The 13,822-nt window shown below is 57.0% G+C and carries 14 protein-coding genes; 1 reads left to right on the top strand and 13 read right to left on the bottom strand.

Translation table 11 applies throughout. The annotated features are described in order from the left end of the window. Window positions 1-121: 121 nt before the first annotated feature. Both folD and K3757_RS04890 read right to left on the bottom strand, forming a co-directional pair. On the bottom strand, window positions 122-1,024 hold the full coding sequence (gene folD, locus K3757_RS04895) for a bifunctional methylenetetrahydrofolate dehydrogenase/methenyltetrahydrofolate cyclohydrolase FolD (RefSeq protein WP_259999848.1): 903 nt from the start codon (window positions 1,022-1,024) through the stop codon (window positions 122-124). Window positions 1,025-1,126: 102 nt separating this feature from the next. Further along, a complete protein-coding gene (locus tag K3757_RS04890) occupies window positions 1,127-2,803 on the bottom strand; it encodes a formate--tetrahydrofolate ligase (RefSeq protein WP_259999847.1) in 1,677 nt (558 codons plus the stop codon). Window positions 2,804-3,031: 228 nt separating this feature from the next. Here K3757_RS04890 and K3757_RS04885 point away from each other — a divergent pair, with 228 nt between their 5' ends. After that, window positions 3,032-3,436 carry a cytochrome c gene (locus tag K3757_RS04885; protein WP_259999846.1) on the top strand — a complete coding sequence of 135 codons (405 nt, stop codon included), beginning with the start codon at window positions 3,032-3,034 and terminating at the stop codon, window positions 3,434-3,436. Window positions 3,437-3,447: 11 nt separating this feature from the next. Here the strand turns inward: K3757_RS04885 and K3757_RS04880 are convergent, their stop codons facing one another. The 11 genes from K3757_RS04880 to K3757_RS04830 form a co-directional block, all read right to left on the bottom strand. Next, complete coding sequence (locus K3757_RS04880) at window positions 3,448-4,026, bottom strand: MOSC domain-containing protein (protein ID WP_259999845.1); 579 nt, start codon at window positions 4,024-4,026, stop codon at window positions 3,448-3,450. Window positions 4,027-4,135: 109 nt separating this feature from the next. After that, window positions 4,136-6,058: an ATP-dependent zinc metalloprotease FtsH gene (ftsH, locus tag K3757_RS04875; protein WP_259999844.1), complete on the bottom strand. Its 1,923-nt coding sequence runs from the start codon at window positions 6,056-6,058 to the stop codon at window positions 4,136-4,138. 82 nt (window positions 6,059-6,140) lie between these two features. Further along, window positions 6,141-7,394, bottom strand: coding sequence for a tRNA lysidine(34) synthetase TilS (gene tilS / locus K3757_RS04870; RefSeq protein WP_259999843.1), 1,254 nt, complete (start codon window positions 7,392-7,394; stop codon window positions 6,141-6,143). A 4-nt stretch (window positions 7,395-7,398) separates the two neighbouring features. Then, window positions 7,399-8,214 carry a tol-pal system protein YbgF gene (ybgF, locus tag K3757_RS04865; protein ID WP_259999842.1) on the bottom strand — a complete coding sequence of 272 codons (816 nt, stop codon included), beginning with the start codon at window positions 8,212-8,214 and terminating at the stop codon, window positions 7,399-7,401. A gap of 11 nt (window positions 8,215-8,225) precedes the next feature. Beyond that, a complete protein-coding gene (gene pal / locus K3757_RS04860) occupies window positions 8,226-8,747 on the bottom strand; it encodes a peptidoglycan-associated lipoprotein Pal (protein WP_259999841.1) in 522 nt (173 codons plus the stop codon). Between the two features lie 68 nt (window positions 8,748-8,815). Beyond that, entirely contained in the window at window positions 8,816-10,138 is a 1,323-nt protein-coding gene (gene tolB, locus K3757_RS04855; RefSeq protein ID WP_409202571.1) for a Tol-Pal system beta propeller repeat protein TolB, read from the bottom strand. Window positions 10,139-10,382: 244 nt separating this feature from the next. Then, window positions 10,383-11,486 carry an energy transducer TonB gene (locus K3757_RS04850; protein ID WP_259999840.1) on the bottom strand — a complete coding sequence of 368 codons (1,104 nt, stop codon included), beginning with the start codon at window positions 11,484-11,486 and terminating at the stop codon, window positions 10,383-10,385. A 2-nt stretch (window positions 11,487-11,488) separates the two neighbouring features. Next, on the bottom strand, window positions 11,489-11,962 hold the full coding sequence (gene tolR / locus K3757_RS04845) for a protein TolR (protein ID WP_259999839.1): 474 nt from the start codon (window positions 11,960-11,962) through the stop codon (window positions 11,489-11,491). Window positions 11,963-11,965: 3 nt separating this feature from the next. After that, window positions 11,966-12,661: a protein TolQ gene (gene tolQ, locus K3757_RS04840; RefSeq protein ID WP_259999838.1), complete on the bottom strand. Its 696-nt coding sequence runs from the start codon at window positions 12,659-12,661 to the stop codon at window positions 11,966-11,968. Between the two features lie 109 nt (window positions 12,662-12,770). Then, a complete protein-coding gene (gene ybgC / locus K3757_RS04835; RefSeq protein WP_259999837.1) occupies window positions 12,771-13,157 on the bottom strand; it encodes a tol-pal system-associated acyl-CoA thioesterase in 387 nt (128 codons plus the stop codon). Next, window positions 13,154-13,783: a hypothetical protein gene (locus K3757_RS04830; protein ID WP_259999836.1), complete on the bottom strand. Its 630-nt coding sequence runs from the start codon at window positions 13,781-13,783 to the stop codon at window positions 13,154-13,156. Before K3757_RS04830 ends, ybgC begins: the two co-directional genes overlap by 4 nt. Between the last annotated feature and the right edge of the window lie 39 nt (window positions 13,784-13,822).

The raw sequence follows: 13,822 nt of genomic DNA, 5'->3' as shown, positions 1-13,822 counted from the left end.
GTTTCTGATGCGCTTTGACATTGCGGAAACGATCAAAAACGCACCTAGGGAACGAATAAGGCCCCCGCCAATCGCGAGGGCCTTCAGGTTTCTACAGGCAGGCCTGAGATATCGTTTGCTATCAGGCTGTCAAACCTTCGGGTTCGTCCAGACCATTGGCGCGGCAGCAGGCCGTCACCGTGTTGGCCAAAAGACACGCAATTGTCATCGGCCCAACGCCACCTGGTACTGGCGTGATCGCCCCAGCAACAGCTGCGCAGCTTTCGTAATGCACATCCCCCACCAGCTTGGTTTTGCCTTCACCTTTTTCCGGTGCATCCAATCGGTTAATGCCCACGTCAATTACAGTTGCACCAGGCTTGATCCAGTCACCGGGCACCATTTCGGGGCGGCCAACTGCTGCCACAACGATGTCCGCGCGGCGGACTACATCGGCCAAGTCTTTGGTTCGGCTGTGGGCAATCGTGACTGTAGCACTGTCGTTGAGCAAAAGCTGCGCCATCGGCTTACCAACGATGTTGGAGCGCCCAATCACCACCGCATCCATCCCCGAGATCGACCCGTGGTGACCGCGCAACATCATCAGACAGCCAAGCGGCGTACAGGGTACCATGCTTTTTTGACCCGTGCCTAGCAGGCCAACGTTAGATATGTGGAACCCGTCCACGTCCTTTGCCGGATCAATCGAATTGATGACCAAGTCTTCGTTCAAATGCTTGGGCAAGGGCAGCTGCACCAAAATACCGTGGATTTCGGGATCATTGTTAAGCTGGTCGATCAACGCCAGCAAATCGCCCTCGGCGGTATCAACGTCAAGCTTGTGCTCAACTGATTTCATGCCGACCTCGACGGTCATCTTGCCTTTGGAACGGACATAAACCTGTGAGGCGGGGTCTTCGCCCACCAGCACCACGGCCAAACCAGGTGTGATCCCGTGATCTGCCTTCAGGCGGGTCACATGTGTTGCCACTTGTCCCCGAACCCGTGCTGCAAATTCTTTACCGTCAATAACCGTCGCCGACATATGCCCTGCGCCCCTCTTTTCGTGTTGCCGTTAAACTCAGGCCCTAAACCAAAGCGGGAGAAGGGTCACCCCTTCTCCCTAGTCAATGTTTGGGTGTCCGGATCAGAACAGCCCTTCTACGTCACCGTCTGCGTTTAGCTTGATGCTCTCTGCCGATGGGACACGTGGCAGGCCGGGCATGGTCATGATCTCACCACAGATTGCCACAATGAAACCGGCACCTGCGCTCAGCCGGACTTCGCGTACGGGGATGTTGAACCCTGTCGGCGCGCCGCGCAATTCCGGATCAGTGGTAAAGCTGTACTGCGTCTTGGCCATACAGACAGGCAGATCGCCATAGCCTTGCTCTTCCCATTCGGCCAGCTGTTTGAGGATTTTGTTATCCATCAAAGCTGCATCCGCGCGGTAGATTTTGGTCGCGATCGTGTTGATTTTATCCGCAAGTGTCATCTCATCGGGGTAGATCGGCGCAAAGTTTGCTTCGCCCTTTTCGATGGTCTCAACCACTTTGGTCGCCAGATCGGCAGAGCCTTCGGAACCCAACTCCCAATGGCGCGACAACACAGCTTCGGAGCCTTGGGTCGCTACATAGTCTTTAACTGCCTGCACTTCGGCGTCGGTATCCGTGACGAAATGGTTGATCGCTACGACCACTGGCACACCAAAGGATTTGAGGTTTTCGATGTGACGGCCAAGGTTGGCACAACCGCTTTGCACCGCTGCGACATCCTCGTTGCCCAGATCGGCCTTTGCAACGCCGCCGTTCATCTTCATTGCGCGCACAGTGGCAACAAGCACAACTGCGGAGGGCGCAAGACCCGCCTTGCGGCATTTGATGTTAAGGAACTTTTCAGCACCCAGATCAGCACCGAATCCAGCTTCGGTCACAACATAATCTGCCAGCTTCAGGGCTGTGGTTGTCGCGATGACAGAGTTACAGCCGTGGGCGATATTGGCGAAAGGACCGCCATGCACGAAGGCAGGGTTGTTCTCAAGCGTCTGCACAAGGTTCGGCTGCATCGCGTCTTTCAGCAGCACAGTCATTGCGCCATCGGCTTTGATATCGCGGGCGAAAACAGGTGTGCGGTCACGGCGGTAGGCCACGATCATGTCACCCAGACGCTTTTGCAGGTCTTCAAGGTTTTTGGACAGACACAGGATCGCCATAACTTCAGAAGCCACAGTGATGTCAAATCCTGTTTCGCGCGGAAAGCCGTTGGCCACACCGCCAAGGCTGGTGGTGATTTGGCGCAAAGCGCGGTCGTTCATATCCACCACGCGGCGCCAAACGACGCGCCGGGTGTCGATCTCAAGCTCGTTACCCCAGTAGATGTGATTGTCGATCATCGCACTCAGCAGCGAATGCGCCGATGTGATGGCGTGGAAATCACCGGTGAAGTGCAGGTTCATTTCTTCCATCGGGACGATCTGCGCATAGCCGCCACCCGCAGCACCACCCTTCATGCCGAAGTTTGGTCCAAGCGACGCTTCGCGGATACACACAGCCGCGTTTTTGCCGATGCGGTTCAGGCCATCGCCCAGACCCACAGTCGTCGTGGTCTTGCCCTCACCAGCCGGTGTCGGGTTGATCGCAGTAACAAGGATCAGCTTACCATCGGGGCGGTCCTGCACTGAGTTGATGAACGACTGGCTTACCTTGGCCTTGTCGTGCCCGTAGGGCAGCAAATCATCGCTGGAGATACCCAGCTTGGCGCCGATCTCCTGAATGGGTTTCTTGGACGCTTCACGCGCAATTTGGATATCAGTCTTGAAAGCCATGGTTATCCCCGTTGTGAGCCGCTTGGGCTTGTTCTAGCTGATGCATACAAGGGCGCGCTACAGCGACACGTCAGGATTGCGACATTTCTGCCTTCCGTTGCGGCGTTGGGTGATCGCATCGTTTCTTTTAAGAAACCACCGACGTGCTTTGGTACTGTAGGGACCGCCATTGACCACCGCACGCCCATGTCCCAAGCTGGTCGGAATTAAAATATGTAAAGGTCCGCTATGATCCGCTCACTTCCCTATATCGCCTTTCTGGGGCTGGCACTGTCTGCTTGTACGCAGCAACAGCCCCCGCAGGCGCGCGGCGCTGCGTTCTATGCAAAGTATTGCACAAGCTGCCATGGCACGTCGGCGCAAGGCGATGGTCCGGTTGCCGCCAGCTTCCGCGTCCCGCCGGCGAACCTTACCCTGATAAGTGAACGCAATGGCGGCGTCTTTCCAACAGAGGATGTCATGGCGCAGATCAACGGGTACGAAGGCCGCCATCAGTTCGGCGGAATGCCAGAATTCCAGAAAGACCTGAACGGACCTATGGTTGATTATATGACCGCGTCTGGCGAAGTTATCGCAACTCCACAGGCGCTGATTGATATCACAAGCTACCTAGAGGACATCCAACAGGATTGATCAATCGCGCGTTATGGCGCCCAAGCCCGTTGGTCTGGCACATGTAGGCGAAGCTTATCGCCTACCGCCAACATGCCTTCACATTCAATCCATGCGGTGACTCCGCGTTTGCCGCGGGCTGCGGCCTTGAAGGCTTTCCCGCGGCCGTCCGCTTCTTTCTCAATCTCGCGGGCAGGTAGATTGCAGGGGCCGTTTTCCACATCGATCACAATCGTCGCACCGCTGTCAGCTTGCAGCCGCGACGCAGGGGGAAGGAAGGTGAAGTCGGGAATTCCCTCAACGACCATCGATGCACCCAGCAGCCGCGGATCCAGTTCCTCAAGACCGATAGCAGCGGCGATTTGGTGCAGTTCTTCAACAGACAGGATCGATAGCTGCCGCGTGTTGCTGATTTGCGTGCGCTTGGGATGCCGCGATGTGACGCGCACACAAGACGCCCGCGTCAGCCCGCCGTGATAATCCGCGTCAAACCCAGCAAAGGTCGCCATCACAGCCTCCAACGATTCCGAGCGGATGTCAGGACGATCAAGCGGGACTTTTCCCAGCCATGTGATCGTGCCGTAATGATCGGTGGGAATGTGTTCTGCCATGTCGGCCTCCTGCTTCTTTCTACAAACTGATCGAACACACTGGAAATGAAAAGGCCCCGCACTGGGCGGGGCCGATCAAATTTTGTTCTGTCCGTTTCACACAAAGTGATCAGACAGAGGGTTCAGGCTCCATTCCGCCAGCCGGTGGGTTCTTCTTACCCTTGGCCTTTGGGATAGCAGTGACGCTTGGCGCAGAACCGCTATCGGGCTTGTCATCCTCATCAGGCTCGGTTGGCGGATTACCTGCCATCACACGCTTGATTTCATCACCTGTCAAAGTCTCATATTCAAGAAGACCCTGAGCCAGGCGTTCGAACTGTTCCGCATTGTCTTCGATCAGCTTGTACGCGCGGGCATACCCCTCATCGATGATGTGCTTCACCTCGGATTCGATCAGCTCTTTGGTCGCTGCAGAGACGCTAAAGCCGCCTGCCCCGCCGTTGGCCTGGTAACCTGCCGCAGCTTCCTGATAGTCGATATTACCAACTTTGTCAGACATGCCATAACGCATCACCATGGCGCGGGCCAAAGCACTGGCCTGCATGATATCACCAACTGGGCCGGACGACACGGAATCAGCACCATACTTCCAGATCTCGGCCGCTTTGCCTGCCATTGTCATGGCAATGCGCTCTTCGGCTTCGTCTTTGAACATTTGCAGCTTGTCCATTTCAGGCAGGCTCATCACCATACCCAAGGCACCACCGCGCGGGATGATCGTGGCTTTATAGACCGGATCACATTTCGGCAGCATGATTCCCACAATGGCGTGGCCTGCTTCGTGATAGGCCGTCTTTTCCTTCTGATCCTGCGTTAGCACCATCGAACGGCGCTCAGCACCCATCATGATTTTATCTTTGGCGCTTTCGAAATCCAGCATCGCGACAAAGCGTCGGCCAAGACGGGCAGCTGTCAAAGCGGCCTCATTCACCAGATTCGCAAGGTCGGCACCAGAAAAGCCCGGCGTACCACGCGCAATGATGCGCAAATCAACGTCAGGACCAAGAGGTGTCTTGCGTGCGTGTACGCCCAAAATCTTCTCACGACCCTTGATATCGGGGTTGCCCACGGTGACCTGACGGTCAAAGCGGCCGGGGCGTAACAAGGCAGGGTCCAACACGTCCTTACGGTTTGTAGCAGCGATGATGATCACACCTTCATTGGCTTCAAAGCCGTCCATCTCGACCAGCAACTGGTTGAGGGTCTGCTCACGCTCGTCGTTACCACCGCCATAGCCTGCGCCACGGTGACGGCCAACGGCGTCGATTTCATCGATGAACACAATGCAAGGCGCGTTTTTCTTGGCCTGCTCGAACATGTCGCGGACACGGGACGCACCAACACCCACAAACATTTCGACAAAGTCAGAACCCGAGATCGTAAAGAACGGCACGCCTGCTTCGCCCGCAATTGCGCGCGCCAGCAGTGTTTTACCGGTACCGGGAGGGCCCTCAAGCAACGCGCCCTTAGGGATTTTGCCGCCAAGACGGCTGAATTTCTGCGGATTGCGCAAGAATTCAACGATCTCTTCAAGCTCTTCTTTAGCTTCATCAATGCCGGCCACGTCGTCAAATGTCACACGACCATGCTTTTCTGTCAGCATCTTTGCTTTGGATTTGCCAAAGCCCATAGCCCCGCCTTTGCCGCCGCCCTGCATCCGGTTCATGAAGTAGATCCAGACACCGATCAGCAACAGAATAGGAAGCAGCGAGACAAGGAATGTCTGCAAACCGCTTTCCTGCTGGCTTTCAGCACGGAAAGGGACGTTGTTTTCGGTCAAAAGCTTCGTGACCTCTGCATCCGTAGGCTTGATCGTCAGATAATCATTCCCGTCGGACTGACGGAAACGCACCTGCTCGCCGTCAAGAGTTACGTTGCTCACATTGCCATTCGAAACAGATGTTACGAAATCGGAATAGCTGATCTCACGATTTTGCATCGTGCTGCCGGCGTTTCCGTTGAACAGATTGAACAACGAGAAAACGAGTACCAGCAATATGGCCCAAAAAGCGAGATTGCGAAAATTGCCCAAGGATAGTCTCCTGAATACATCTCAGCCAAAGGAAAGCTTTGGCTACTGCCCTAAGATAGACATGCACAGGCTCAGTTCAATGTCATAATGCAGATCGAAAAAACGCGTTGGCGCCCTGTGCCAGCTCCCAATGCCAGTTTTGACTGGTTTTAACCACAGGTGAGGATAAAAGCGTGTCACCATGCCACAGTCCCGGAAGGCTAAGTAAGACACTTCGCGGAAGGTCGAAATCTCTCCAATTATCGCATTGTTTCAATCCGTTAGATGATAAAGCGCGAAGCTCCAACAGCATTGGGTCTGTGTTGTTAGCCACAGGCAGACAGCGCCAGCGTCCGTCCCAAAGGGCGTCTATTGATGCCACCTCACTTTTTACCGCATTAAATTCGCGAAAAAGCCAAGCATCATCTTTTCGGCAGAGAAGTGCGCATCCGGCAAGCGTTGTTGCCTCTCCCGCCACCAAAGCATGCATCAACTGCGTAAGACCCGCTCGTCGGGGGGGATAAGAAGAAGGTGCAATCCAGTCCAAAGCGCGGCGTAATAACCGCCGCTGAACCTCCGGTGGATAAGTTGCGAATGCCTCCCTCCGCAGAACGATTGCCCCGTGCAGCAGACGCACGCAAGACTGTGCAGCCAAGGTGGTATAACGCTCCAGCGCGTCGCGCGCCTCGGCCATATTGGCCGCGACTACGCCCAGACCTTCCGCAGTGATACCAAGCGCTTCGAGCGCCCCCATCGCTTGGCGTGCCTTGATCCGATCAAAGCGGGCATCTTCGTTACTGGGGTCGTCGATCCACGCAATTCCTGCCTTTTTCAGATAGTCTCTGAGAGCAGTGCGGCTGATTCCAAGCATCGGCCTGAGCCACAGCACACCCGCGTCTGTTCTTTGCGCCGCCATCGCGGACAACCCATCCACGCCAGACCTGCGACCAAGCCGCAAAAGAACGGTTTCAGCTTGGTCATCTGCGGTATGGCCCAAGGCCACAGCATCCAAATTTTGTGTTTTGGCCCAATCGGCCATGAGCCGGTACCGGGCCTGCCGCGCGGCATCCTGCAAGTTTCCGGATTGGTCCCACTGCTCCCACCGCAAAATGTGATGTTGCAGACCCAAACCCGCACAGACCACGGCAACCTGCTCTGCCTCGGCTGCTGAGCCTTTGCGCAATCCGTGATCCACCGTCACTGCCTGCAAATAGCCGCCGCGACGCGCGTAGATTCGGGCCAACAGGTGCAACAATGCAATGGAATCACTACCACCGGAAACAGCAACGCCCAGCCTTGCTGGCAGGGGAGCACCAAGAGCCGTCTCAAGCGCTGTCTCAAGCGGCTCTTGCTGCATTAGCTTACGAACAGCCCAAAGCCTGCTGGCGGCTGGTCGCCTGCCCTACATAGGGGCTGTCAGGGAAACGCACTGCAACTTCGCCCAGCGTCACACAGGCCTCGCTGCTTTGCCCAAGCGTACCCAGTGACGAGCCTAGCTTAAAAAGGGCTTCGGGCGCATTTGGTCCTGCCGGTGATGCCCCGAAGCTGGCCAGATAGGCCCGAGCAGCTTCACGGACATCGCCGAGACCCTCCAGCGCATCGCCGCGACGCAGGTCTGCTTCAGCCGCTAGCGGAGAGCCCGGATAGGTCTGATTGAAGGTCGCAAACTGGTCTGCGGCGGTGCGAAAGTCACTTGATGCGAGCGCCTCCTGCGCCCGCTTAAAGTCGTCTTGCTCGCCCACGGCAAGCTGGCTGGTGTTCGTTTCCGGTGCTGGTGCGGGTGCAGGTGCTGTGGCCTGATCCGCGCCGCCCAATGTGGTGGTAGAGCCAAGCGCAGAGATGTCTCCGCCTTCCAGCTCGACCAAACGGAATTCAAGATCGGCAATGCGGCGTGTACCATCATCGACGATACGGTTGATGCGGAACTCCAGCTCTTCGGTCTTGGACGTGACACGGCTCAGCTCGCTTTCCATTGCGTTCACCCGATCAAGCACGGAGGCAGGCAATTGCGCACCCCCTGCTGTACCAGTGGTTGACAGCTCACGCTTGAGCTTGGTCATCTCCACATTGAGAACGGTCAGTTCCTGTCGGATGTCGGCAAGAGTTTGCGCATCTTGGGCGGCGGCCCCCATCGGGACCGCCCCCAGAACAACGGCGAAAACAAAAGCAAAGCGCATCACGTGCTCCTTTAGCTGGTTTGGCCACCGGCCAGCACGGTCACCGCGCGGCGGTTTTTGGCGTAGCATGCCTCGTTCGAGCAGATCTCGATCGGGCGCTCCTTGCCGTAGCTGACCACGCGAAGACGTTCAGCAGGAACGCCTTTGGACAACAGATATTCCCGCGCAGAGTTCGCCCGTCGGGCACCCAGTGCAAGGTTGTATTCACGTGTACCCTGCTCGTCGGCGTGACCTTCGATCACAGCCTGATAATCAGAATTTGTCATCAGCCATGTTGCCTGCCCGTCCAGTGTGGAACGGCCCGTGGCGGTCAGCGTTGACTGGTCCACCTCGAACAAAACGCGGTCGCCGACAGTCTGATTGAAATACGCGGCCGAGCTTGGATCGTTGGCACTACCCGGGACAACACCGCTCAATGGCTGGCTTCCCGTGGGGTTCACAGGCAAATCGGTATCACCGCCAAAACGGTTCGGGTTCGTACAGGCCGACAGCGCCACAGCTGCGACCAGCACGGTGATAGGAAGAAATTTCATCTGCTCGACCTTTCTAAAAGTCTTTTGTTTTCCCAAGGCTACCACAAGGCAACCTGTCAGGGGAAGGGTTACTGCTGGAGCGGCGACCAGCTTGGGTCTGAGCCGCCTTCAGGGGTTTGCACCTGCCGCAGAACGCGGCCGGTAATATCGACGGAGTACAGCGAAGAGGCACCGCCCTCGCCTTGGGTTTCGCGGGTAAACATGATCACGCGGCCGTTCGGTGACCATGTCGGTCCCTCGTCCAGAAACGATGCCGAGAGCAGGCGCTCTTCAGAACCATCCGTACGCATCACACCAATGTGGAAGCGGCCCGCGTTCTGCTTGGTGAAAGCGACCAGATCACCACGGGGCGACCATACCGGCGTGCCATAGCGGCCTTCACCGAATGAAATCCGCCGCGCTTCACCGCCACCGGCGGACATGATGTAAAGCTGCGGAGAACCCGAACGGTCACTCTCGAACACGATCTGGCTGCCATCGGGGCTATAGCTGGGGGCTGTCTCGATCGAGGGCGTATTGGTCAGGCGCACAGACTGGCCAGAGTTGATATCCATACTGTAGATATCTGTATTGCCGCCCTGCGAGATTGAGAAGACGACCGTTTGGCCGGACGGCGAGAAGCGTGGCGCAAAGCTCATCGTGCCTTCGGCGCTTTGCAGAACACGGCGCTGGACCGAGCCGATATCAAGCACATAAATACGGGGAAAACCGCTCTCGTAGCTGGTGTAAAGCACCCGGTCACCCGAAGGCGAGAAACGCGGCGCCAGCACGATTGAACTGCTGTCGGTCAGGTAGCGGACATTGGCGCCGTCGTAGTCCATAATCGCCAGACGCTTTTTGCGGTCATCCTTGGGACCCGTCTCAGAGACATAAACCACGCGGCTGTCGAAATAGCCGCCCTCACCGGTGATGCGGCTGTAAACTTCGTCGGCAACCTTATGGGCCATCCGGCGCCAGCCTTCGGTTGTGCCAGAGAATTGCAGCCCCTCACCCAAATTGGTGCCAGACACCACATCATAGACGCGGAATTTGACATTCACGCTATTGCCTGAGACCGAAACGGCGCCCGTGACAAGCGCCTGAGCGTTGATCGCTTTCCAATCCGGAAAAGAAACGGGCGCGTTAAAATCATTGTACTGCGCAATGAAAGCAGAGCTTGGAATTTCGCGGAACACGCCAGTGCCTTGCAAATCGGCGGCAATCACCCGCGCAAGATCAGAAGCAAGCTGCCCCGCGTCACCTGTCTCAGCCTGAAAATCCGGTACAGCAAAAGGTAAGGGCTGAATAATCCCCTCCTCGATCGTGATACGCAAAGGCCCTTGCTGCGCCTGCGCGCCAGCGGCAAAGCCCATGGCACAGACAAGCGCCATACAGATACTCAAGTACTTCATCGCAAAATCGTCCTTTCAGCATTGAACGTCAGTTCAATATTCCGCCATTACTCGTATTTCTCAACGGGGAGAGAGTATCCCCGGTTCCCGCAGCGCAAAACCGCTCGCTTTATGACAGCAAATGCTTGCGCCTGCCCCTTCGCTTCTGACAGCAATCGGTCTGATTCTGCATCAAACCTACCGCTGCGGTCCAGTGAAAAGCCAATTTCGGCCTCTCCCGCCCCGGTGATGACGAAACCGCCCCTCATCGAATGCGCATCCGCTCTGGGTTGAAGGTCATCTCGATCTCCTGCCACTGGCCATATTTTTCAGCAGGCAGCGGATAGCCGTCTTTCTGGCACAGAAGAATGGCACGTCTGGCCGCGCCAAAGGCCGCATCCGCCGTTGAGGCATCGCCGCCTTCGCTCGCGATCATCCGCAAAGAGGAACTAACCACTTTCCCATCTTGCGTCATGTTCATGGCAATTGTCACCGTAGTCTGCGCCCAACGCGCGCCCGGATCCACGTTCCAACAGGCTTGTACGGCGATCCGCAGTGCATCCTTTTCACCCGACGACATCGGCGGGCCGCTTGGTACAGATGCCGTGGCCGAACTCATCGCTGCCTCAAGCGCGGCCTGAACGGCGGCATCATCCACAGAGTTGGTGTCCTGCGTCGGTGCGGCAGGCGCTGGTGTCTCCACGGTTCGTGTTGGTGCCGGAGCTGACGGCCTGCGCGCAGGCGGCCTCATCGAAGCCGTTGGTGACGCGGCCGGCGGTTCAGTGGCTTCTGTCACAGTACGGTCGGACGCCTCTGGCGCCTGGGTTGCTTCGCGCGGCTGCTCAATCGTTTCACCGGTTTCTTCCGGAATGACAGCTTCTTGTGGCGCTGGTTCCTGCACCGCCTCGGGCTCAGGCCGCGGTGCGGGTGTCGGCGCAATCACTTCGGCTGGCCGCTCCACAGGTCGCGGAGATACTGGCGCTTCCTGCACAGTGACTTCGGCAGGTGGTTCAGGCAGTTCCGGCGCAGCTTCAGAGACTTCCGGCACGACATCTTCGACAGGTTGCGGGGCAGGCTCGGCTACTTCCGCTGGCGGTGGAGGGGCAACTGGTTCTGGCGGCGTCACGTCCACTTCGGGCGCGTTTTCAGTGACTTCGGGCGCTGCAGGTGTTGGCGTTTCGGCGATTTCGACTGGTTGACGCGCAGCATCTACCATCGCCTGATATTCCGCCCCTGAAATCATAGCAACTTCTTGCACCTCAACCGGATCAGGCCGAGAGGTGAACAACCCGCCAAACAGAATCCAGGTGATGAAGGCCACGTGGCCCACCCCTGATACGATATTTCCTGTTTTGCGCGCGCGCGACATCGTTAGTTCCCGGAACTGTCCAGCGTAGGCCCGCCAATGTCGGTCACTAGACCGATGTTGGAAAACCCGCCTGCGTTCAAAGCGCCCATAATTTCCATCACGGCGCTATAAGGCACCGTGCCATCTGCACGCAAAAACACACGGTCGCCTTCACGCTCAGCTGCAACGGCGCGCAATTTCGGAATCAATTCCTCCCGCGCGGTTTCAGTTGTCATGATCTGCACAACACCGTCCGCCGTGATGGTCACGGTCAATGGTTCTTCCTGCTCTGCGGGCAAGGCTTGTGCCGCAGTTTTTGGCAGTTCAACAGGCACGCCCACCGTCAACAGCGGTGCGGCCACCATAAAGATGATTAACAACACCAGCATTACGTCAACGAATGGTGTGATGTTGATTTCGGACATCTGCGCAGCACCGCCGCGGCGCCTCCGCCGACGGTTTCCGCCCCCGCTTTTTTGCATGACCCCGCCCGCCATGGCTCAGGAATCCAGTTGGCGGCTGAGGATTGTGGCGAATTCATCGGCAAATGCCTCATAGCCGCCCAGAATCGCATCGCTGTCAGAATTAAGCTTATTATAGAAGACAACGGCAGGGATCGCAGCCATCAGGCCAAGCCCTGTCGCTAGCAACGCCTCGGCAATGCCGGGGGCCACAACGGCAAGGTTGGTATTTTGCTGCTCTGCAATCTCGATGAAGGCGTTCATGATCCCGAAAACAGTTCCGAAAAGCCCGACGAAAGGGGCGGTCGATCCCGTGGTGGCAAGCACCGGCAGCCCCTTTTGCAGACGCTCCGCCTCTTTCGCGATCGCCACATCCATGGAGCGGTCGATACGCGCTGTGGCACCGGGGATCAGCCCGCCGTCTTCGCGGTGCGACCGGCGCCATTCAATCATACCGGCGGCAAAAATCTTTTGCGCGGCTCCCGCAGGCTCAGGCCCGATCTGGTCAAACAACCCGTCCAAAGGCTCACCCGACCAAAAGGCATGATCGAACTCTGCCGCTTCACGTTTGGCCGCGCGATACTGGATGGTTTTCTGAACGATGATGGACCATGTCCAAAAGCTTGCCGCTACAAGGGCCAACATCACCAGCTTTACGGTGAACGTTGCCTGGGCAAACATGCCCCATACGGTAATGCTGCCGCCAATTTCGGCCGCTATCAATGCTGTCTGCATGTTTGTGCTCTACTCTTCTGCCTCGGTCGGGCCTGTTCTCAGGCTCCATTTGAGTAGAATCTATCCCAGCGCAAGGCAAAAAGCGAGAGCCAAGCGCAGCACTGCCAGATCACATTTCAAGCAGGCGACATTCCGCTGGCAGACGCACCGGTTTTCCGCTGGCACCGATGCAAACAATCAGCACCTTGGCCGTAAAAATCAGGACATCATTACGCCAGACCTCTTGCATCATAACCATACGCGCAGGGCTCAAACTGTCCAAAGTAGTGCGCACCTCCAGCACGTCGTCAAAGCGCGCAGGGGTGACATAATCCGCCTCAACACGCCGCACGGCGAAGACAACGCCAGCCTCTTTCATGGCCAGTTGATCAATCCCAACCTCACGTACCCAGTCACTGCGTGCCCGTTCAATATAGCGCAGGTAGTTGGCGTAATAAACGATCCCCGCCATATCGGTGTCTTCGTAATAAACGCGGATTTCCTTGCGGTGGATCATTGAATACCTCCTGCCTTCATCCGCGCATAGAGTCGCAGCGCATGACTGCTGTCCATCGCCGCGGCAGGTAACACCGGATCATAAGCCGCCCTGATCAGACCAGCCACATCCGGCCGCAAAATCGTGGTATCCCCCGCCATCGCCAAAGGCGACTGATCCCGAAAAGCAGTATCGGACCATAACAAATACGATTGCACAATCTGGCTCAGCGCCAGCGTCTGCGCAGGCACCGCGCTCAGATGTTCGTCCATGCGCAAGAAAACAAAACACGCCTTGATCGCGCCCGCCTCGTCGAAGCGGAAAAACCTGTACTGGTTCGCATCAACGTCCCTGAGTTTACCCACCAGACCGTCCAGTTCAGGCACCAACCGATCCATTCCCGGCACATCCAGCAGCTCTTCCCATTGCTCAAAGAAGAACACCATCAGGTTGGAACCAAGCTCCATGTCCGTCTCGGCCATTTTATGTCCAGCCAAAGCGGTCACCGCCTCGAGCGCGCCCTTGACCACCTGCAAGGTTTCTTCCTGCACACCGAACACAACAGGAGCAATCGGCCGCCCCCAACGCGCAAACACGAATTGCCCGTCTTCACGCGTAAACAGTGCTTCAATCTGCTCCGGTTCCATCGCTTTCAAATCCTATTTCTTTTGGCCAAAAATATCCAA

It is taken from the genome of Sulfitobacter sp. S223, from assembly GCF_025143825.1.
Classification (GTDB): Bacteria; Pseudomonadota; Alphaproteobacteria; order Rhodobacterales; family Rhodobacteraceae; genus Sulfitobacter.
The sequence above is the reverse complement of the archived record's forward strand: the minus strand, read 5'-3'. Positions and strand labels throughout refer to the sequence as shown.